This window comes from Alphaproteobacteria bacterium (genome assembly GCA_033762625.1).
GTDB lineage: Bacteria > Pseudomonadota > Alphaproteobacteria > UBA9219 > RGZA01 > RGZA01.
In genome coordinates, this window is the sequence record JANRLI010000022.1 from 46378 (window position 1) to 68056 (window position 21679).

The 21679-nt window shown below is 47.8% G+C and carries 25 protein-coding genes; 17 read left to right on the plus strand and 8 right to left on the minus strand.

Annotated features, from left to right (window positions below):
* Nucleotides 1–2 precede the first annotated feature (2 nt).
* A complete protein-coding gene (locus SFW65_09955; GenBank protein ID MDX1923436.1) occupies nt 3–1880 on the minus strand; it encodes a peptidyl-prolyl cis-trans isomerase in 1878 nt (625 codons plus the stop codon).
* 98 nt (nt 1881–1978) lie between these two features.
* Between SFW65_09955 and tpiA the strand changes: the two genes are divergently transcribed.
* From tpiA to SFW65_10020, 13 genes are all read left to right on the plus strand, one after another.
* Complete coding sequence (gene tpiA, locus SFW65_09960) at nt 1979–2722, plus strand: triose-phosphate isomerase (protein ID MDX1923437.1); 744 nt, start codon at nt 1979–1981, stop codon at nt 2720–2722.
* Between the two features lie 94 nt (nt 2723–2816).
* Nucleotides 2817–3182 carry a preprotein translocase subunit SecG gene (gene secG / locus SFW65_09965; protein ID MDX1923438.1) on the plus strand — a complete coding sequence of 122 codons (366 nt, stop codon included), beginning with the start codon at nt 2817–2819 and terminating at the stop codon, nt 3180–3182.
* A 65-nt stretch (nt 3183–3247) separates the two neighbouring features.
* Nucleotides 3248–4876 (plus strand): CTP synthase, encoded by a 1629-nt coding sequence (locus SFW65_09970; protein ID MDX1923439.1) that lies wholly within the window; start codon nt 3248–3250, stop codon nt 4874–4876.
* 160 nt (nt 4877–5036) lie between these two features.
* The gene (locus SFW65_09975; GenBank protein ID MDX1923440.1) at nt 5037–5210 is read left to right on the plus strand and encodes a hypothetical protein; all 174 of its coding nucleotides are present in this window, start codon (nt 5037–5039) and stop codon (nt 5208–5210) included.
* A gap of 156 nt (nt 5211–5366) precedes the next feature.
* Nucleotides 5367–6005 carry a hypothetical protein gene (locus tag SFW65_09980; protein ID MDX1923441.1) on the plus strand — a complete coding sequence of 213 codons (639 nt, stop codon included), beginning with the start codon at nt 5367–5369 and terminating at the stop codon, nt 6003–6005.
* Between the two features lie 11 nt (nt 6006–6016).
* Nucleotides 6017–6334 carry a heavy metal-associated domain-containing protein gene (locus SFW65_09985; protein MDX1923442.1) on the plus strand — a complete coding sequence of 106 codons (318 nt, stop codon included), beginning with the start codon at nt 6017–6019 and terminating at the stop codon, nt 6332–6334.
* A complete protein-coding gene (locus SFW65_09990; GenBank protein ID MDX1923443.1) occupies nt 6334–6723 on the plus strand; it encodes a hypothetical protein in 390 nt (129 codons plus the stop codon). The genes SFW65_09985 and SFW65_09990 overlap by 1 nt, the downstream gene beginning before the upstream one ends.
* Nucleotides 6724–6845: 122 nt before the next feature.
* Nucleotides 6846–7466 (plus strand): hypothetical protein, encoded by a 621-nt coding sequence (locus tag SFW65_09995; GenBank protein ID MDX1923444.1) that lies wholly within the window; start codon nt 6846–6848, stop codon nt 7464–7466.
* Nucleotides 7467–7528: 62 nt separating this feature from the next.
* A complete protein-coding gene (locus SFW65_10000) occupies nt 7529–8461 on the plus strand; it encodes a DUF2333 family protein (GenBank protein ID MDX1923445.1) in 933 nt (310 codons plus the stop codon).
* Nucleotides 8462–8501: 40 nt separating this feature from the next.
* Nucleotides 8502–8939, plus strand: a complete 438-nt coding sequence (locus SFW65_10005; GenBank protein MDX1923446.1) for a hypothetical protein — start codon at nt 8502–8504, stop codon at nt 8937–8939.
* Nucleotides 8940–9030: 91 nt separating this feature from the next.
* Nucleotides 9031–9702, plus strand: coding sequence for a LysE family transporter (locus tag SFW65_10010; GenBank protein MDX1923447.1), 672 nt, complete (start codon nt 9031–9033; stop codon nt 9700–9702).
* A gap of 147 nt (nt 9703–9849) precedes the next feature.
* Nucleotides 9850–11670, plus strand: a complete 1821-nt coding sequence (gene typA, locus SFW65_10015) for a translational GTPase TypA (protein ID MDX1923448.1) — start codon at nt 9850–9852, stop codon at nt 11668–11670.
* A 94-nt stretch (nt 11671–11764) separates the two neighbouring features.
* Nucleotides 11765–12637, plus strand: coding sequence for a hypothetical protein (locus SFW65_10020; protein MDX1923449.1), 873 nt, complete (start codon nt 11765–11767; stop codon nt 12635–12637).
* Nucleotides 12638–12645: 8 nt separating this feature from the next.
* On the opposite strand, the gene SFW65_10025 is transcribed toward SFW65_10020, so the two are convergent.
* The 6 genes from SFW65_10025 to SFW65_10050 form a co-directional block, all read right to left on the minus strand.
* Nucleotides 12646–13287, minus strand: a complete 642-nt coding sequence (locus SFW65_10025; GenBank protein MDX1923450.1) for a phosphoribosylanthranilate isomerase — start codon at nt 13285–13287, stop codon at nt 12646–12648.
* Entirely contained in the window at nt 13284–13982 is a 699-nt protein-coding gene (gene pyrF / locus SFW65_10030) for an orotidine-5'-phosphate decarboxylase (GenBank protein MDX1923451.1), read from the minus strand. The genes SFW65_10025 and pyrF overlap by 4 nt, the downstream gene beginning before the upstream one ends.
* An 8-nt stretch (nt 13983–13990) precedes the next feature.
* A complete protein-coding gene (locus SFW65_10035; protein MDX1923452.1) occupies nt 13991–14269 on the minus strand; it encodes a lipopolysaccharide assembly protein LapA domain-containing protein in 279 nt (92 codons plus the stop codon).
* Between the two features lie 48 nt (nt 14270–14317).
* Entirely contained in the window at nt 14318–14617 is a 300-nt protein-coding gene (gene ihfB / locus SFW65_10040; protein MDX1923453.1) for an integration host factor subunit beta, read from the minus strand.
* 176 nt (nt 14618–14793) lie between these two features.
* Nucleotides 14794–16191, minus strand: coding sequence for a citrate synthase (locus tag SFW65_10045; GenBank protein ID MDX1923454.1), 1398 nt, complete (start codon nt 16189–16191; stop codon nt 14794–14796).
* 108 nt (nt 16192–16299) lie between these two features.
* Nucleotides 16300–18723 carry a hypothetical protein gene (locus SFW65_10050; GenBank protein ID MDX1923455.1) on the minus strand — a complete coding sequence of 808 codons (2424 nt, stop codon included), beginning with the start codon at nt 18721–18723 and terminating at the stop codon, nt 16300–16302.
* A 173-nt stretch (nt 18724–18896) separates the two neighbouring features.
* Here SFW65_10050 and SFW65_10055 point away from each other — a divergent pair, with 173 nt between their 5' ends.
* The 3 genes from SFW65_10055 to SFW65_10065 are packed head-to-tail and all read left to right on the plus strand — an operon-like array spanning nt 18897 to nt 20352.
* Nucleotides 18897–19295, plus strand: coding sequence for an NADH:ubiquinone oxidoreductase subunit NDUFA12 (locus SFW65_10055; GenBank protein ID MDX1923456.1), 399 nt, complete (start codon nt 18897–18899; stop codon nt 19293–19295).
* A 34-nt stretch (nt 19296–19329) separates the two neighbouring features.
* Entirely contained in the window at nt 19330–19902 is a 573-nt protein-coding gene (locus SFW65_10060; GenBank protein ID MDX1923457.1) for an outer membrane lipid asymmetry maintenance protein MlaD, read from the plus strand.
* A complete protein-coding gene (locus SFW65_10065; protein MDX1923458.1) occupies nt 19903–20352 on the plus strand; it encodes a DUF2155 domain-containing protein in 450 nt (149 codons plus the stop codon).
* Here the strand turns inward: SFW65_10065 and aat are convergent.
* The gene (gene aat, locus SFW65_10070; GenBank protein MDX1923459.1) at nt 20247–20903 is read right to left on the minus strand and encodes a leucyl/phenylalanyl-tRNA--protein transferase; all 657 of its coding nucleotides are present in this window, start codon (nt 20901–20903) and stop codon (nt 20247–20249) included. The genes SFW65_10065 and aat overlap by 106 nt on opposite strands.
* 126 nt (nt 20904–21029) lie before the next feature.
* Between aat and SFW65_10075 the strand changes: the two genes are divergently transcribed.
* Nucleotides 21030–21679: hypothetical protein (locus SFW65_10075; GenBank protein MDX1923460.1), on the plus strand; the 650-nt coding region annotated here is incomplete at its 3' end.

A 21679-nucleotide genomic window follows, 5' to 3' on the forward strand; every position in this document is an offset into this window, starting at 1 on the left:
AACTACATCGCCGCGTCGTTGGTGCCAACAAGACGATCCAGACCGACCTTGTCCTTTTCAACCGGATAAGCTTCTCGCAATGCGGCTGTGTAGGCATCTAAATGACCCGCAACGGCATCTTGCTCTAGTTTCTGTGTTAGTGGTTTTTTGCGTTCTTCGATTTCCTTTTCGGTTCCGGCAATCACGTCCTTAACACGTACAACCAACTCGCCATCTGCTGTTGAAACAACCGCAACTTCACCCTTTTTTAAATCAAACAGGGGGGCAAGCGCTTCACGTGGCACTTCCTTCTGTTTCTTGTCGTCAACCACCAATGGACTTGATGTCTTTTTAATCACGGCACTATCGGCAGCGATGCTGGAAAGTGGTTTGCCTTCCTTCAAATCCTTGGAGATGCGTTCAGCTAGTTCCGTTGCCTTTTTGGTTTTGGCATGGGCAATCCAATCCTGCTTCACGCGTTCTTTAACAGCATCGAACTCCATGACATGGCTTGGTACAACCTTGTTGATATGCACCAATGCGTAGCCACCAGCTTTGCTTTCCAGCAGGGGGGAAGATTCACCTTCATTGTACTGGAATGCAGCTTTCATCACTTCCGCCTTGAACGGAATTTCAATTTTTGCGTTATCGCCTGTTGCATCCAGCAATTCGAATTTAGCCAAAGCTAACCCCTGTGCACCGGCAATTTCCTGCAATGGCTTGTTTGCGCCCAGCATGTCATCCACTTTATTGGCGATTTGCACCATGTGTTCGGATGCCTGATCTTTCTTAAGTTGTTCAATAATCTGGTCCTTGATTTCCGCAAATTCAGGTGATTTTCCCGGAATGACCTTTTCAACAACGAATACGTGATAACCCATATTGGAATGAATAGGGCCAACCAGCTTACCCGTTGCCGCGCCAAACACAGCGTCATTCAATATTGGCGGCAAATCATTGCGCGTAATGTTTTCAACCGGAACCGCGTTTTCGCCTTTGGCCTTCGCAACATATTTTAGGGTAGCTGGGTTTGCGCCATCGGCAATTTCTTTGGCCTTGGCTTCATCGCTTACCACTACTTGTAGCATATTGCGTTTTTCAGGAATTTCGAATTCGGCCTTGCGTTCATCAAATGCTTTTTGTGCGTCTTCAACAGTTACATGCACATCTTTGCTGGCATCGGCGAGCGTGATGGTCAACACATCAAAGCTGCGGGTTTCAGCGGCCTTATAGCTTTCCTTGTTTTCATCATAATATTTTTGTAGTTCTGCTTCATCGGGCGCTTCGGGCGCAGAAACTTTCTTGGGGTCAATCAGCACTGTTTCCGCAACACGCTTTTGTGCATAAGCAGCAGCCAAATCATTAAGCAGTGGGGCAGGGGTTGTCACCGCGCCAGACAGCGCGCGCACAATAATATTGCGCGCCGCAATCTGCTTTTGTGTATCGATAAACATGGCCTCATTCATGCCTTGGCTTGCCAGCACTTGCTGGAACATTTCTTTGTTAAATGTGCCATCAGCATTTCGTAGCTGTGGGGTTGCTTCCAGCGTGCGCACAATTTCAGTGCGCGGAATATGAAAACCCAAACGGTTCGTTTCAAGGTTCACAATGGTGAGCGCCACCAGTTTGTCGATACTGCGGTCCAGAAGACCCAGTTCTTTGGCTTTTTGCGCTGTAAAATCAGGACCCAGCAACCCGCGCATTTGCGTTACCTGATTATCAAATTCGCGCTTTAAAACACTCGCGCTTAATTTGGCATCGCCAACTTTAACAACCCAGTCCTTGTTGGCACCGCCACGAAAAATATCGCCAATTCCCCAAATACCAAAGCTTATGACCAGAAGAATAAGTAAGGCCGAAGAAACGAATGATTTGGCTTTATCGCGGAGTTGTTGCAGCATGGGGGAGTTCGCTCTAAGTTATGGAAGTAATTCACCAAGGCGGACTATAAAGTCCTTTCGCTTTAAGGGCAATCCCAACGAATACCACGAGTAAACGCATGTCTAAGAGAAAGCTGGTTGCAGGTAATTGGAAAATGAACGGAAATCGGGCAATGGCGGATAGCCTCGTCCGCGGCGTCCGATCGGCACTGGCTGCAAACCCGATCGAGGTCGATGTTGCCTTTTGTCCACCTTATCATTTGCTGGCAGATGTAGGCGCTGCCGTTTCTGGTACTGCCCTGAAACTTGGCGCGCAGGATTGCAGCGCTTTGGCGGAGGGTGCTTATACGGGTGATATTTCAGCAAACCAGTTGCGTGATATGGCCTGCGACTATGTCATTCTTGGCCATTCGGAACGCCGCGAGATTCATCATGAAACAAGTGAACACGTGGCCGAAAAAATGCTCGCCGCGCACAAGGCTGGATTAACGGTCATTGTGTGTGTGGGTGAAAAAGATGCCAAGATGGATGCGCAAACGCGCAATCAAATTGTCAAAGACCAGATTGCGAAATCATTATCAACAACGGCTGATGCAAAAAATACCATCATCGCCTATGAACCTGTTTGGGCAATTGGCACTGGTCTTACGCCAACCAATGACGACATTATCTTCATGCACCGTCTGATTGCCGGCGTGCTGCCAGAAAAAGTGAAGGGCGCGCGGATTCTCTATGGCGGTTCGGTAAAGGTTGATAATGCAGAAGCCATCCTGAAACTGCCCGAAGTGGACGGTGCATTAGTCGGCGGCGCATCCCTTAAAAAGGATGATTTTATCAGTATTATAAAGGCCGCAAGCCCATAGAAATACCGTAGAAATATTACTTAAAGATAATACTGGAAAACAAGTCACTAAACGGCTATCACTACGTCCCGTCTTACATTGAAGGAAGCAAACCATGACAGCCACTCTGCTGGTCATCCATATCTTATTGGCGATTGCACTTATTGCCGTGATTTTAGTTCAGCGTACCACATCGGATGGCGGTGGGTTAATGGGTGGCAGCGGTGGCTCCAGCATGGGCGGCATGCTTTCGGTTCGCGGCACGGCCAATTTGCTTACCCGCGTTACTGGTATCCTTGCCACGGCATTCATCGCAACCAGCATTTTGCTCACCATTCTTGCTGGCAGTCATAACCGCGCACGTTCAATTACTGACCAAATTAAACCAGCAGCAGTTGAACAAAAAGCGCAGGAACAACCCGCAGCAGGCACAACGGATAAGCCTGCCCAATCAACACCTGCTGTGCCACTTTCGCAGTAGTAAGTTAAGGAGAGAGACTTGGCCATTACGCGTACCTTCCATTCAGTTTTGATGTGGGAGGGCAGATGACACGGTTTATATTCGTCACTGGCGGCGTAGTATCGTCTCTTGGTAAAGGTATCGCTTCTGCATCGCTTGCCGCATTATTGCAGGCGCGTGGTTATAAGGTCCGTTGCCGCAAGCTTGATCCATATTTGAATGTTGACCCGGGCACCATGTCGCCGATCCAGCACGGCGAAGTTTATGTGACCGATGATGGCGCAGAAACCGACCTTGATTTAGGCCATTACGAACGCTTCACCGGTGTATCGGCCAAGCAGTCCGATAACGTCACAACAGGCCGCATTTATTCCGATGTGATTGCCAAAGAACGTCGCGGCGATTATCTGGGCGGTACGGTTCAAGTTATTCCCCACGTTACAGATGCGATTAAAAACTTCCTGCGCAGCGATATTAAGGATGAAGATTTCATCCTGTGCGAAATCGGCGGCACGGTGGGCGATATCGAAGGGTTGCCATTCTTGGAAGCCATCCGCCAATTCCGTAATGAAGTTGGCGCACATAACGCGATGTTTATTCACTTAACATTGCTGCCTTACATCCCCACATCTGGCGAACTTAAAACCAAGCCCACGCAGCATTCGGTTAAAGAACTGCTCAGCGTAGGTATTCAGCCGGATGTGTTGGTTTGCCGCGCAGACCGCGATATTCCAGAAGGTGAGCGCCGCAAGATTGCGCTGTTCTGCAACGTGCCGGAAAGCAATGTGATTGCTGCGCTTGACGTTGATACCATTTATCAGGTGCCCATCAGCTATCATGCGCAAGGCTTTGATATGGTCGTGCTCAACCACTTCAAGATGCAGCCAAAAGCAGAGCCGGATTTAAGCAAATGGCGCGAGATTGTGAACCGTATTCGCCATCCCGAAAGCATCATCAAAATCGCCATTGTTGGCAAATACACAACGATGCTGGACAGCTATAAGTCCCTGTCCGAAGCGCTCATTCACGGCGGTATCGCCAATAATGTGAAAGTCAAACTGGAATGGATGGATAGCGAAATCTTCGAAAGCGAAGATGCCGTTCATCATCTTGAAGGCGTAAGCGCTATTCTGGTTCCCGGCGGTTTTGGCGAAAGGGGAGCGCAAGGTAAAATCCGCGCAGCACAATTCGCACGCGAACACAAAGTTCCATATTTTGGTATTTGCTTTGGTATGCAAATGGCAGTGGTGGAAGTTGCGCGTCACCTTGCCAATTTGCCAAAAGCCAATTCCACCGAATTCACCCCGCATGAAAATCCCGTCGTTGGCATTATGACTGAATGGGTAAAAGCAGGCGAAGTTCAAATCCGTAAGGCCGATGGTGATAAGGGCGGCACGATGCGTCTTGGCGCATACCCCTGCAAATTGGCCAAGGGTAGCAAGGTTGCAAGCATTTACAGCGCAAGCGATATTGAAGAGCGTCACCGCCACCGCTATGAGGTGAATATCGGCTATAAAGATGCGCTGGAGAAAGCTGGCCTGTGGTTCTCGGGCATGTCACCGGATGGCAAGTTGCCCGAAATTGTGGAACTGAAAGGCCACCCATGGTTCATCGGGGTGCAGTTCCATCCCGAATTAAAATCCAAACCGTTTGAACCGCATCCGCTGTTTACGGCGTTTGTTGCTGCTGCGATTGAACGCAGCCGACTGGTTTAGGGTAATTGATTTCAGCAATATTATTTGTTAATATGCCTTATGCGCTTTCTGAAAACGCTCCTTTGTGTTTTGTTTTTAATTGCTGCGAGCATTGCTCCGGCAGCGGCTTTGCCTATGTGCAAAGAAATGACCAAGCAGGCCTCTGTATCTAATGTATCTGATGCCCCACATTGCAGTGGTGCCTCAGGCGATGCGACGACCCAAAGTAACCCTCCATCATCTGACGCAAAAACCCAAAGCAACCCTCCACATGAAGGCGGATGTTGCTGTGATGGAGACATGGGAAGTGCATGCAAAACGCATTGTAAAACTATTTCAGGTACTATGGCATTGATAGATGCCGATACTCAGCATCCTGATTTTGTTCTTAATTTTGTTAGCGGTAAGAATAGTAATCATACCTCTTTCATATTTGAAATCATTACTCCGCCCCCCAGACCCTGCGTCTAAACGACCTTAATTTTTTCGTTTAGTTTTTGCAGGAGTTTGAATGAATCATTTCATATGGGCTTTAGCCCTTTGGTTGTGCGCCACACCTGCTGTGTGGGCAAAACCGGTTTCATATGCTGGCGGCTGGTCTGCTATGCAAATGAATGATGCTGATACGCATAGCGTTGGCGTCAGTTACTCACCAACGTCAGAGTATTCTGTAGGTTATCTTGGCGAGTATCGCCGCGATACAGACTGGATGTATCAAGGTACACAGCTAAATCTGCTTCTCAAGCGGATTAATATGCCAAAATCGCAAGCCAACTTTTACCTTAAATCAGGAATTGGGGCGGCCTTAGCAAATCCATTTGGCCGTGCTGAGACATCATCGGCGGCTGCATTCGGTGGATTTTTGGCGGATTGGGAAGATAGGCGCTTTTTTGTGTCATATGAAAATATGGGCATGGCTGCGGGCAACATTGACAGGTTTTTTGAACAAAAAGCACGTGTTGGTATTGCTCCCTATGAAGGTGACTACGGAGACCTGCATACATGGCTGATGCTTGAAACAAAACACATCGTGACGAGTGATAAATTCACCGTCACACCGCTGCTGCGCTTTTTCTATGGGGATGTCCTTGCGGAAATCGGCATGAGCAACGAAGAAAAACTATTTACCCATCTTATGATTAACTTTTAAAGGAGAATACTATGAACAACGTACAACATACACTGCTTATCACCACATTAGTTGTGATTGGACTTACAACCCCATCCTATGCTGCATCACCTGCGACTTGTGCAAATGCGGTCAATATCAAGGTCAATGGATTGGTGTGCGATTTTTGTGCGCGCTCAGTTGAAAAACTGTTTGGCGCACGTGAAGAGGTTGCAGGTATCAAAGTCAATCTTGATGCCGGACAAATTGATATTGATATGAAAACAGGCAAGTCCATCGATGATAAAACGTTGAATAAGTTGATTAAGGATTCCGGTTTTGATGTCACTAATATTAAACGGGGATGTTAATGGGCAATCTATCTTCACATAAAAAAGTTGTTGCCGCATCAACCATGGCACTTTTTACAACGCTTGGAACCTTGGTGTGTTGTGCTCTGCCTGCGCTATTCGTAACACTTGGGGCGGGAGCTGCGCTTGCGGGCCTTGTTTCAACTGTGCCATGGCTTGTAGAGTTTTCACGTCACAAATTGTGGGTTTTCGGTGGTGCTGCTGCGTTGCTGCTGCTGGCTGGCGGTATGCTATGGCAGGCAAAAAATCTACCTTGTCCAGCAGATGCCGCGCAGGCAAAGGCGTGTACAAACCTACGGCGGTTAAGTTGGTGGATATATGCTTTTGCTGTGGTTGTATATCTAATCGGCTTTTTCTTTGCATTTATTGCATCAAAAATACTTGTTTAACTGAAAGTATATTTGGTACTGACATTGAACGGGGCTATTTGATTTAATAGCCCCGTTCAATCATAAGGCAATGCGATAGTCTTATATAATATATTTATGCAAACTTTATTCAGAGAAATTAGATGGCCGTCATTCAAAATCCGTCATTCAAACTTAATATCGAACTGGATGATGAAAGTCCGCATTACACCATCACTGAACCTTATTCAGTTTCGCATGTCATATTCTTTCTGGAAGCGGCGCGTTTCATTCGTGAAACAGCGGCTAATTATTCAGCTACAATTAAAACCGCAGATGGCCGCACACTCGAATTTGATCGTTGCGGATTACGCATGAACGATGCGTATAGCACAATTTATGACGCGTTTATCAAAGGTAAAGGTGACTGGTATCTTTCAAGTGTCGCCAAAGTTGAAATCGATGATGACGACCATCTGCTTGTAACCATTGATCCATCAAAAACAGCTGGCGATGAAACAAGCAAGGGCATGCATCCGCTTCATCTTACCATCGAACACATCAACTATATTAGTCGATATACCGGTTTATATGGGCAGCATCAATACCTGCCTGAATTCCTGCAAGTGCTTGGCGCTTCCGATGATACTGTGAACCGTGTGAGGAATAGCACTACGCAGTTAAAAGTAACATCCCTGCCAGTCCGTTTTGCCCATGTGGATGGCCGCCGCATTACACTCTTACGCCACAATGTCACAGGTCAGCCTGGCATACGTTTCGGCTAGCAAAGTTTCGTGCCTTAACTTATCATGGCGTGGCCTACTTCCCCTAACCATTATAGCTCATCATGCAAATCACATTACTTGGCCTTGTGCGTCGTCTTGGTCTTTGGCTTGGCGTTTTAGTAATAGCCGGTCTGTTCTTCTATTATGTCATACTGGGCCTTGCGGTTTATCAAAAGGTTGATGACAGTCCAAACTTTCAAGCAACTGAAATAACCAAGGGCGGCAGCGCTGCCGTTGATATGGCGGCCGCGCTTATCACGCGCGAGGTGGATACCCATAGCTGGGTTGCGAATGATCCGTGGTTTGTTCCATCCTCATGGCTAACGCGCACGCCTGCATTCCAGCAAGGTATCATTTATGCTTTGAGCCGTTTTTCCATTTCCATGACCGATAATCTTGCGCGCCAGCGCGGCTCCAGCGCGGTTGACCCTGATTTGGATAAAGCCTCCGGCTTTTTAAAGTATGCAGGAGATGTGTGGGTATTCCATGACAGCGTGATCCCGACCACGACCAGCGAGCAACAATATCGCAACGCGCGTAAATCATTGCTGGCCTTCAATCAACGCTTGGCCGAAGGCAAAGCGACCTTTGACCGCCGCGCCGATAATTTGCAAGCCGCAATTGAAAGCATAGCCGCCGATTTGGGTTCGCAATCTGCGATTATCAGTGACGCTATAGAAAAGAATGGCGGCAGTCTTTTGGAGTTCAAGAGTAATGCGATTTACTTTACTGCCAAGGGCCGTCTTTATGCCTATTACTTAATATTACGGGAACTGGGCAAGGATTTTGCACCAATTATTAAAGAAAAGGGCATGGCAAACGTCTGGGATAACGCGGTTGCCAGCCTAAAAGACGCTTCCAGCCTGTTTCCACTGATTATTTTCAACGGCAGGGGTGACAGCCAGTTCCTTCCATGTCATCTTTGCGGCCAAGGATTCTGGTTGTTGCGTGCCCGAACGCAGCTCTATGAAGTCAGTAACATTATCACCAAGTAATAATCCCCTTTTGACTATCTAAACTAAACGGAGACTACGTATGACTAATCGCTTTTTCTCTATGATTGCGGTTCTTGCAATCTCCTTGCTCACGGCTTGTGCGCAAGTTTCATCCCACCCCACGTGTAAGAGCTGCCCGGCTTGGGTTGATGATTGCTGTGGCGCATGCCCATGCGGAGTGCAAGTAGTTGAAAGCACGGCCGGCAAGATGTGCGATCCAGCTACTAAGAAAAAGCATCATCGTAAGCACAGTGTAAAAACGGAAGTAAAAGCAGAAACAAAATCAGAAACAACATCAGAAACTAAGGGAACGATTCCTTTGAAAGTTGAACCAGCTAAAAAATCCGAAGCTGCAAAAACAAAAGCAACACCAAAGGCAGAACCAGAAGCTAAAAAGATGGATGTTCTCGAAGGCGTAAAGAAAATTATTAAGGACGTTTCGCCAAAAGATCCTAAAGACCTAAAAAAGCCTCAATAAACATTAGATAATCAAACACCATCCCTCCTTTAATCAGTGGGGATGGTGTTTTTATTTGTGCATGGCGCTCAATATCCTTAACTAGGAACTCATGGAACCCTTTTTCTTATTCGACGAAATCTCGGTTTTCTTTCGCGGCCTTGTGCTCGGCGTGGTGATTGCTGCGCCCGTCGGCCCCGTTGGCATTCTGTGCATTCGTCGCACATTGGAACGGGGAATTTTTGCAGGCGTTGCAACAGGTTTGGGCGCGGCGGTTGCCGATGCTATTTTTGCCGGTATCGCTGCATTTGGCGTAACTGCGGCATTATCGTTGCTTACAGGATTGGAGAAAGAAATCCGTTTGTTTGGTGGTTTCTTTCTTATGATCATGGCCATACGCATGTTCTTTCAAAAAATTGAAATGGAACGTGCGCATGTTGTTTCGGCATCTGGCCTTATCAAAGCCTTTATGACTGGGTTTATAATCACCTTTACCAATCCGCTAACTATCATCGGAATTTTGGCTGTTATTGCGACATTCGCTGGCCATCTCAGCTATGTTCAGGCCGCGACTCTAACAGGGGGTATTTTCTGTGGCTCGCTTGCGTGGTGGCTATTTTTGGGAGGTGGCGTGTTCCTTATCCGTCGTCATTTTACCAATGGAGCCCTCACATGGGTTAACCGCGGAACAGCCATTTTATTGCTGGTTTTGGCGGTTTGGGCGATATTTACCGGTGTTATTGCCTTTTTGGGGATGCCTGTACCAGGACTGTTGCCAAAGTAAAAACGAGTAAAAGCAAGCATAAAACTAAAAAGAACCTTGCTTGTGCTGCGCTGCATATATAAACAATCGCAGCAGAACAATAGGTGGCCAAATGGTTGAAAGGCCCCTTAAAGATTGATCCCCGTAAAGATTGTGAAAGTTAATAATATGCAGTTACGTAATATCGCCATCATCGCCCACGTTGACCATGGCAAAACCACGCTGGTGGACGCACTTCTGCGCCAAAGCGGTTCTTTCCGCGAAAATCAGCAAGTGGCCGATTGTGTCATGGACAGCAATGATCAGGAGCGCGAACGCGGCATTACCATTCTTGCCAAATGCACATCCATCGTATGGAAAGATACCCGTATCAATATTGTCGATACACCAGGCCACGCTGATTTCGGCGGCGAAGTTGAACGTATTATGTCGATGGTGGATGGCGTTGTGTTGCTGGTGGATGCCGCCGAAGGCCCATTGCCACAAACCAAATTCGTGTTGAACAAGGCGCTGGGCTTGGGGCTGCGTCCCATCGTGGTTATCAATAAGGTTGACCGTTCTGACGCGCGCGCGCACGAAGTGCTTGATGAAGTATTTGATTTGTTCCTTGCGCTTGACGCAAATGGTGAGCAGCTGGATTTTCCAACGCTTTATGCTTCAGGCAGAGCAGGTTGGGCAAGTTTGTCGCTTGAAAACAAGATGCCGGATTTAACGACCCTTTATGAAACCATCATCTCGCATGTGCCAGCGCCAAGCGTGAAGCCGGATGCGCCATTCAGCATGCTGGCCTCGCTGATTGAATATAACCCTTACCTTGGCCGTTTGCTCACCGGACGCATTGAATCCGGAACCGTAAAAACCAACATGAACGTCAAATCACTAACCCGCGATGGCAAGCTGATTGAAAATGCACGCATTACCAAAATCATGGCGTTCCGCGGCATTGAACGGTCAGTTGTTGAAGAAGCCGTGGCTGGTGACATTGTTTCAATCGCTGGTTTTACTAAAGCAACCGTTGCCGATACGCTTTGCGATGTAGTGGTTGAAAACGCCATTCCCGCACAACCCATTGACCCGCCAACCTTGGCCATGACCTTCTCTGTGAATGACAGCCCGCTTGCTGGTACTGAAGGCAGCAAGGTAACAAGCCGTATGATTTTGGATCGCTTGGAAAAAGAAGCTGAAGGTAATGTGGCCATTAAAATTACACCATCAGCTGAAAAAGATGCATTCGAAGTTGCTGGCCGCGGCGAATTGCAATTGGGTGTTTTAATTGAAAACATGCGCCGCGAAGGCTTTGAACTTACCATTTCCCGCCCACGCGTATTGTTCCAAACCGATGAACAAGGCAACAAGCTTGAACCCATCGAAGAAGTTCAGGTTGATGTGGATGAAGAATATTCAGGCACCGTTGTGCAAAAGATTTCCGAACGTAAAGGCGAACTGGTGGGCATGAAGCCATCGGGCGTTGGTAAAACCCGCATCACCTTCCATGTGCCATCACGCGGTTTAATCGGTTACTTTGCCGAATTCCTGACCGACACACGCGGCACCGGTTTGATGAACCGTTTGTTCAAAGGCTATGAACCATATAAGGGCCCGATTGCTGGCCGCCGCACTGGTGTGCTTGTTTCCAATGGTACTGGTGTTTCAGTTGCTTATGCCATGTGGTATCTCGAAGAACGTGGCCCAATGCTGATTGAATCCGGTGTGAAGGTTTACGAAGGCATGATCATCGGTGAACATTCCAAGAGCAATGATTTGGATGTAAACGTATTGGAAGGCAAAAAGCTCACCAATATGCGCGCTGCGGGTAAGGATGATGCAATTCGCCTAACCCCGCCAATTAAAATGACGCTGGAACGTGCCATGTCCTATATTCAGGATGATGAATTGGTGGAAGTCACGCCAAAGAACATTCGCCTGCGTAAGCGCTATCTTGACCCCAATATGCGTAAACGCGCCGCCCGCTCGGGAACTGACGGTTAATTATTGAAATAGCTGGTAATTTTGTATTTTTACTTTCGGCGTTTGGCCGATAGGTTGCTCGCGACATTTATAGTAACAACCAAGTAGAATACAGATGACCGATAGTAGATTTAAAGGCAGTGAATTCCGCGCAGCGATTGAAGAAGTTGTCGCAAAGCATCTTGATGGCAAAACGCATATTCCATCAGCAGATAAGCTTATGGAATTAGCGGCTGAAGGTGTTCAAGCTGCAATTGATGCCGCAATTGATGAGGGCGATTTTAAACCAGCCAAAGGGTTGGAGCATGTGCCATTTACCGAATTTGCTAAACTCTCGGTGCTTGTTCCACATAAATATCCGAACCGCGAAAATCTGGGCCTTATAGATTATCCGCTACTTTCTGAAAATTTTCTGGCTGAACCAATTTTTCAAAGATTGCCAACTATTGCGGCGTTCCGTGCTTTTCTTGAAGAACACAAAGTAAGAAGCATTGATGACGTAACCTTTGTGCGGATAGACGGCGTTGATAAACGCTTGCGTTATGATCGCCGGGCAGAGCTCATCCAGCTTATTCACCGCACTGGCCTTGATCCGCTGCCCGGCATGGTTCCCTATATGGAGATGGGTAAAGGCTCAGCAGAATGGGATATTCAGTATCTTCGTGCCTTTATGGAGCAGGCAACTTCCCCCCAAACACGTGATATGGTCAAACATCTGATTGTCGAAGGGGAAGGCGATAAAAGTTACTATAACTATGGTGTACCGATAACCCGTAATCTTATCATGAAGCATTTAAAGCAAGGTGAAGGGGATGCCTTGCTGGATAATGCCATTGGATTCCGCAATGCAGGTCCACAAGTTGCCGCGCATCTGCGCTTCCTGCTTGATTTCCGCCGTATTGGTATGCGTGGTGGTAAGCCATATCTAATGCCAGCACAGCCAAAAGGCCGTGGCAAACGTCCTGATATGGTGTCAGTAAAACTATAGTGTTGGAACTACAGCGCCTTTGCCTTATCCAATAATTCAAGAATAAGCGCGGGGTCTTTTTGTCCACGCGCGATTTCAACGCCGGATGCCACATCCACAATATGTGCCCCTGATTGCGTGACAGCTTTTTTCAAATTACTGGAATTAATTCCACCCGCCAGCATCCATGGCAGCGGCGATGCATATTCTTTCATGATGTTCCAGTCAAAGGCTTCGGCGTTACCGCCGGGTAATTCAGAATTCTTGGGCGGGCGGGCATCAAATAAAAACCAGCTGACCAGGTTTTCATAAGCAACGGTTTCTTCAATATCATCAACATGCGAAACAGCAAATGCCTTGATAATCGGCTTGCCATAAATGCGTTTTATTTCCGCAACGCGTGTGGGGGATTCCATGCCGTGTAATTGAATAATATCCGCTTCAAATACCGCCAGCGTGTCTTCCAATTCCGCATCGCTTGGGTCCACAAACAGGGCCACTTTTGGAATAGTTGGCGGAACAAGCGGGCTAAGCTCTGCCGCCGCTTGCGGCGTAACAAAGCGCGGGGATTTTTCAAAGAAGTTAAATCCCAAAAACGCTGCACCGCCCTTTACCGCTGCATTTACCGCATCATCGCTTTTCAGGCCGCATATTTTTACCGAAACGCTCATGCTGCTTCAGCCTGCACGTTAATTGCTTTTGCCATGGCAGCTGGGTCTGGGGCGCCCGTAATTGGCCTTCCGATAACGACATAGGTCGCTCCGGCTGCCACGGCATCCTTTGGTGTCATAACACGCTTCTGGTCGCCCAAATCTGCACCAACGGGGCGAATACCCGGCACCATCAGGATAAAATCAGGGCCCAGCGCCTCGCGCAGCATGGCCACTTCCGCAGGCGAACAAACACAGCCATCTACCCTTGATTCTTTAGCCAGTTTAGCGAGCCGCAATACCTGCGATTTTGGTTCAGCATCTTGCCCTATGGCATTTAAATCATTGGCATTCAGGCTGGTTAGCACCGTTACCGCAAGAATTTTAGGTCGGTTGGAGCCACCCTTTGCCGCTGCTTCGGCGGCTGCTTTCATCATGGCTGCGCCGCCACTGGCGTGAATGGTCATGAATTGGGGCTTTAGGGGTAATAAGGCCGTAATCGAAGCCGCAACCGTGTTTGGAATGTCATGCAATTTCAAATCCAGAAAAATCGGTGCGCCCATTGCGGCAATCGTTTTATATCCGTGAGGGCCGTTGGCAGAAAAAAATTCCAGCCCCAACTTTAAACCTGCCACATGCGGTTTAAGCGACCGCGCTAGATTTTTGGCTGCATTCAAATCCGTCGTGTCGATGGCACAAAAAATCCGCGATGGCATATTGCTTCCTAAACAGGTTTGTCTTCATTCAGTTTGGTTTTCAGTTTATCAACTTCCTTGGTAAGTTTTCGCTTTTCCAAATGGGTGCGTAAACTGCCAAACCATACCCATGCTGACCCCAGCAAAATCCCCAGCAGCAATCCGCCAAGGGTAACAACAAATAGCGGCGTTTTAATATCGTAATCAAATGGCCAGCAATCAATCGTCACTTCCTGACGGTTGTTCACTGCGAATAATACGCAAACGACCAGAAAGGGCAGGGAGATTAGCCAGGATAAAAACTTCATAAGGCTATAGATAAGCTAAGGTTGCGCGGCGCGATCTTACAAAATTAACTAATCGTCGTCGCCAGCATCTTTACCGTTCAGGCGGTCACGAAGTTGTTTACCGGTTTTAAAAAATGGAACGGTCTTACCAGCAACAGAAACGGTTTCACCGGTGCGCGGGTTGCGGCCAGAGCGTGCTTCACGTTTTTTAATCGAGAATGCACCAAATCCTCGCAACTCCACGCGGTCACCGCGCGTGAGTGCGACTGTAATTTCTTCGAATATAGTGTTTACGATCCGCTCGACATCCTTTTGCATCAGATGCGGGTTCTTCTCGGCAAGTTTTTGAACCAAATCAGAACGTGTCATGGGCAGCTCATCGGTTATAAACGGCGGTTGTAAACAGCGTTATTTTGCGCATAGGGAAATTTTTCCCTATAGTTCAATAGTTTAAACTGATTATGGCGTTTCCTGCAAGTGCTGTTTTCGCAAGCTTTAAGCCGATTCAATAGGTTAGCCCAGCCTTTCGGCTGGGCTTGCGTTGCCTATTTTGCGTCTGCCGCAAGCTTTGGGTCAGCTACGGCGGTCAGTGTAGCGCGGGCGCTATCGCCGTTAGGGCCACGTTGTTCCATGGGAATAACGTCACGTTGAGTGCGTCCTTGGTACAACTGGCGTGGGCGACCAATCGGTGCGCTCTTTTCATCAGCCTGCTCTTTCCACTGCGCTGCCCAACCAACGGTACGGCCAACTGCAAAAATGGGAGTAAACATTTTGGTTTCATAACCCATCGCTGAAAGGATAATACCAGAATAAAAATCCACGTTCGGATACAGTTTCTTTTCTTTGAAGTATGGGTCTTCCAACGCAACCCGTTCTAGTTCCTTAGCTACCGCAAGCAACGGGTTGTCAACGCCAAGGGCCTTAAGCACTTCATCGCAAGCCTGCTTAATGATAATTGCGCGCGGGTCAAAGTTTTTATAGACGCGGTGACCAAAACCCATCAGGCGTGTTGCATCTGCGCCCTTGCTTTTAACCTGAGCAATGAATTCAGGAATATTATCGACCGTGCCAATGCGCTTAAGCATTTCCAGAACAGCTTCGTTAGCACCGCCATGCGATGGACCCCAGAGTGTTGCAATACCTGCGCCAATCGCTGCAATTGGGCTAGTGCCGGATGAACCCGACAAACGCACAGTGGATGTCGATGCGTTTTGTTCATGTTCTGCATGCAGGATGAGGTTGCGGTCCATTGCACGTACCAGTACCGGATTGATGTCATATTCACCGGCAGCATTTGCAAAGGTCATCTTCAAGAAGTTTTCTACAAAGCCAAGCCTATCACTTGGACGCATAATGGATTGGTTTAAGGAATAACGCTTTGCCATCGCGCCAATGGTTGCTGATTTTGCAATAAGTTCCAGCGCAATCTCATAGCGACCTTCCGGTTTTTTTGGGTCGATCTTGGCCTCCAAATAAGCGGTCAATGCCGTTGTCATAGTCATCATAATGGCCATAGGATGAGTTGAACGTGGCAGGCTTTCCAATGTGCGGATGAGCTGTTCGGGGACTTCCATGCGGTTGACGATATCTTTTTCAAATGCTGTTAGTTCACCCTTGGTCGGCAATTCACCGTTCAAAATCAGGTAGCAAACTTCCATGAAGCTCGCACTATTGGCGAGTTGTTCAATAGGATAACCGCGATATAATAAGATGCCATTATCGCCATCAATGTATGTCAATTCAGAACGTGCTGCTGAAAGATCGGCATAGCCGGGGCTGCTGAAGAAAATTTTGGCTTTTCCAAATGCGCCTTTCACATTGATGCTCAGGGCATCGCCGATTGTATCAGCTTCAACAGGAAATTCTAATTCACGGCCATCTGGGAGAATTAATTTAGCTTTAGGAAGATTGCTATCATTTGCAGGAACTTTTGGATCAGCCATTTTGAAATACTCCTAAAAAATAGTCTGTTACGTTTTCGGAACAGAAAGAATATGTTCAAAAAGGATAGAGTCAATATCGAAAAGCGTTAATTACTGCGGTGCAGCAACTTATTCTGCTTTCACGCCATAACGGTTGCGCACATAGCCTTTGCTGGTGATTTTGCGAATGATATTAAGCGCAGCATCGCTGGCTACATTCCCTTCCTTGGGTAAATCGCCTTCACGGTGACCTTTGCCAAGGCTGTCAGGATGCAAGTCATGCTCGTGTACCTGCGCCAGATCTTCGCGGCCCAGATAGGATATCGCCAGTTCGCGGAACATGTAATCCAGCACAGATGTGGATGCGGTAATCATATCATTACCTTCCACCATGCCCGATGGTTCAAAACGTGTGAAGGTGAATGCTTCCACGAATTCTTCCAATGGCACGCCATATTGCAGACCAATCGAAACCGCGATGGCAAAATTGTTGATAAGAGAGCGGAAGGCCGCGCCTTCTTTGTGCATGTCGATGAATATCTCGCCAATGCGCCCGTCTTCGTATTCGCCGGTGCGTAAATACAGCTTATGCCCACCGATAACAGCGCGCTGCGTATATCCTTTGCGGCGGTCTGGCATCTTGTTACGGCTAACGCGGCGTGGTGCAGCGGGCTGCGGCACCGATTTGGGTTGTGCGGCGGCTTGGGGCGGAGCTTCTTCAACACTGCGCCATGCGGGGTCAAGCAGCCATGTGATGCGGCGAATACCTTTTTCCTGAACGGCGATGTGCAGGCCTGATAATTCCTGGGCTGATGTATCAATGGGTAAATGCAATTGGTAATCACATGCGCCAAGCAAGAATGGCTGTGCAGCATGAAGTAAATCCAGTTGGCACTGCATTGACAGTGCAGTGCTATCATCGCCGTTGGGCTTTGAGGTAGCAAACAGGCTTTCGTGTTCTTTTTTCAATTGCGCACAACCCGTAATGCGCTGCGTACCACATACATGCTGGTTCGCTAATTTGATTTCATCTTCACTAAATCCAAGGAACGTCAGTAAATCAAAAGCAGTGTCACGAATAGCATCGGCGGTTAAGCCAAGTTTCTTGATACAAAATACCTCGCCAACCACCCATGGGCTAAATGCATGGCGGATATGTTGTGCTTTTGATAAAGCTTCTTCCAAACGTGTAATCGCTGCCGCATCAAAACCACGCACATGTAGCGCGGCTGGATTAATAACCGGCGCGTCATGTAAGCTGTGATGACCAGCCGCATAGCGTTCGATTTGGGCAATATCATCGGGGTCATAGCCCAGTTTGGATAATCCTTCGATAATAACAGGTCGAACGCGCTGTTCCAAACGGCCATCCATCGTCCAGATGGTAACAACGTGCGAGGTGAGGGGATTAATGCTTGCGCTATCGCTATCAAACCATTCATCGGCTTCGCGCATCGGCAAAATACCGTTGAGGTAAAGATTACGCATCCCTGTTTTTTCAATCAGGCTTAATGCTTCATCCCAAATCTTGCGGCTTTCTGCCACCAGTGGCAATTCCGGCGCTTCACTGGGCTCAAGTATAAAGATATTTTGCGCATTCTTTGTGCCGTGAATGGCGATTTCCTGATTATCAAACAGATTCATCAACGCATCTTGGCGCTGCGTGAATTCAGCTGAGGCGCCTTTTTCCTGCGCAATCATGGCGGTGGTTTGCAAGCTGCATGCACAGATTTGCGCCATGATGCCCGCAATGTAATGTTTAGCTGCTACACTGTTATATCCAATCCCTTGGCATGCCAGCAGGCTGGCAAAGTTCGTCACCGTTATTCCGCCGCGGGTACCTTCATGCGTTGCAGTTAAAATATGGAGTGCCAGAGACCATATGCGTGTAGCATGGCGCAGTAACTGCACATTTAAAAAACCATCTTCGCGGCGGAACGCGAGCAAGTTGAATGTAACAATAAAATCTGCCTTGGCATTTAATGCGCCATCGAGTGACCATAGATTATCAGCAACTTTATTGATGATAATCGGCAAATCGGCAGATGTTTTAGCATCCAGACGTTGGGTTTGAATGCCATAAGCCCAATCTGCGCCAAAGCTTGCTAATAACGATAAGTTTGGCACCGCGATCTGGCTTGCCAACATCATGCGCAACTCATCGTAAAACGCGCGCGCATCGTTTTCGCGGTTGAAAAAGCTTTGCTTCCATCCCTCATAGGTGAGTGCACCGGCAAATCGGTCAAAGCTGCTTCGTACGCTATGCTCTGTTGTAATATCTTTTTCGGCCGGGTTTGGAACTTTGGGCCACAACCATGATGGAACGGTGTTTTCTTCAACCGTTTTTAACTGCTTAGAAAAAGGTGCATTCAAAAAACCGTATTGTTTTAATATGGTAACGCTTCGACGGCTCCAGTTAGCCGGAATTTCTAGAATTCCAGCAAGATTCCCATCTTCCTCATCGGGCGCGTTGGCATCAAACGCCAAAGTAATGAATTCGAGACCCTGATAGGCGTCTTGGTCTTTTTTGGTGAGCAGGCGCTCAATTCGCATCGGGAATGGCCTTTAGCATATTGGGTGATGTAAGCACTTGATATGCTTGCCACATATTCGGGGTATTCGGTACGAAAGACTGAAAAGTATCCCCAACATTTATGAATTTGCGAAGTACCGCGAATATAGCTAAAAAGATGCTTCTTTGAATTCGAATCCAACGACAGACCCCTATGCAAGAACCTTATTCATGGATTGCGCGCTTTTCCCATTTGGGGACGCAGCTTTTTACACTCTTTTCCGGAGAGCTGGTCGGCAAGGATAGCCACGGCAACAAGTACTTCCGTCAAAAGAAGCAAAAGGGAGCCCAGAAGTCCAATGTGCGTGAAAAACGCTGGGTGATCTATAACGGTCGCCCCGAGGCATCTCTGGTCCCGCCCGAATGGCATGGCTGGCTGCACTATACCCTTGATGAACCATTGCCGGAAGAAAGCGATTTTCATCAGGCATGGGTCAAACAGCACCACGCCAATCTTACTTTTTCTGATAAAGCCTATCGTCCCCCTGTATTTGAAAGTGGGAAACGTGATAAAGCAACGGGCGATTATCAAGCTTGGCAACCCAATAAATAATATGCGTAATAACATAACCTAAGGAAGTTAAACGATGAACCGTAATGTCATTGAAACCGTGCTTGGCGCAGTTGTTCTTCTTACCGCCGTGATGTTCTTGAGTTTTGCGTATAGCAGCGCTGATCTAGGCAAGAAAGAAGGCTATAACGTACGCGCGGATTTCGACCGGATTGATGGCTTAAAGCCCGGCAGCGATGTGCGCATGAACGGCGTTATGGTTGGCTCGGTTCTCAACATTTCACTTGATAAAGAAAACTTCCGCGCTACCGCAAATTTCAGCGTGGACAAGAAGATCAAGCTGCCACGCGATACGATTGCGATGATTGCCAGCGAAAGCCTGCTGGGTGGTAAATATCTCTCGCTTGAGGTTGGTGTGGAAGATGAAAACATTGCAACCGATGGTACCGGTAAGCTGACCCGTACTACACCGCCGATGCGCCTTGATGATTTAATCGGCCACATGATTTTCAAGGAAGACGACAAGAAAAAAGGTGCGCCACCAGTCGCACCTTCAGGCGATAAAACATCATCTGGTTCTTCGTTGAATGATACTATGCCGCTCTTGGCAACCGAGCCTGCTCCAGACACAAAGCCAGCAACAAGATAAATGAACATCAACCGCGGTCTGCTCATACTGATGTTGTGTCTACTGCCACTAGCAGCACAGGCCCAACATCATTTTGAAGAATATGATACTGCCGTGATGCAAGCATTGGATAAACCCAATGCGCGTGTGCAGACATTTAATGTGCAGGTTGGACACAGCGCAACCTTTGGCCCGCTCAGTGTTAAAATCCGTTCCTGCAAAAAAACACCGCCGGAAGAAACACCAGAATCCGTAGCTTTTGTTGAAATTGATGATCCGCGTATCAAGGAAATGGCGCGTCAAAATCTCTATCGCGGGTGGATGTTTGCGTCATCGCCAGCGTTATCTGCCCTTGAACATCCGATTTATGACGTATGGGTTCTTGATTGCAAGAATTCCAAGGCGGCGTCCCCACCACCTGCTGATGCAAAAGCAGCAGCGCCAGCCAAAGCCAAACGCAAGAAACCGTGATATTCCTCACGCGGGATTTCGATAATACCGAATTGCTTTAAATGGTCGTTGATGAACTGCGCATCCAGCAGTGTATAACCCTGCTTAATAAGCCGCGCGACAAGATGAACTAACGCGACTTTGCTGGCATCGCGTGCGGTTGAAAACATGCTCTCGCCAAAAAAAGCCGTTCCTAATGAAATCCCGTAAAGTCCGCCAACCAACTTATCGCCTTCCCAAACTTCGACGGAATGCGCATGACCCATGTGGTGCAGCCGTGTGTAATTCGTGATAATCATTTCATTAATCCACGTTTTGCTATCTCCGCGCTTTATTTCGGCGCATGCTCTGATGACTTTTTCAAAACAGGTGTTGATGGTCACGCGGTACCGGCCTGATCGCACAGTGCGCGCAAGCCGTTTGGGAACATGAAATTGTTCAAGCGGAATAATGCCGCGATGCTTTGGGTTTACCCAATAAATCGCATCGCTTTTGGCGTCATCCGACATGGGAAATACCCCAATTGAATAGGCCTCTAGCAGCAATTCAGGCGTTAATTCGCGGTTGGACATACGGTAAAAACCCATAAAACCGGCATGAAAGCATTATGCTTATTGTACCGATTATTCTTGAAAACTACTATCCCGCCATATCGTTAATTTTACCCGAATTTTTAAGGTTATTATCCGGAGAGTAGCATGTCTAGACGACCAAAGGGCGGTAATCCCGCAGCGCATCGTAAGAAAAAACAACAACCAGCGCGCGTCGCCCAGCCTCAAGATGCCGTACCAAAAAGTGGCCTGCGCTACTTGCGCCAACGTATCGCAAAGAACCCACGCGTTTTTTATGTTGCGACAGCAGTAGTGCTGGGTGGTTTGGCGGTGACCTTCGGTTTTAAAAACAGAGCCGAAAGCCCATATTGCTTAATGGCCACCAATTCAAATTTCAAACAAGCTTTGTATGTAGGCGGTTTTAACAGAATACTTCCGCCCATTCCTGTGCTGGCGCGTGAAATTGAAGACTCATTGAACATCGCACTTGAAGCATCGCTACGCATCGATAGTACGGTCATTAAAGATAAGATCACTGATAAAGTGGTTGGGGTAATTGTAGATGGGAAACTCGTTCCAGCGCCTGGTTCAAAACTTACGGAAGCAGATGTACCGAATAATGGTAAAGTAAAACTCACCATTGATGGGCATGAATTAACCGTTAGCACGACCGATCGTTTCACAGTAGCTAGAGATTTGAGTACGGTTACGATTGCAGGATACGTCTATAAGGCAGAAGCATTCCGTGCACAGGTTCTACAGTATAAGTCGACAGGCCAAACTGGGTTTGCGACCCT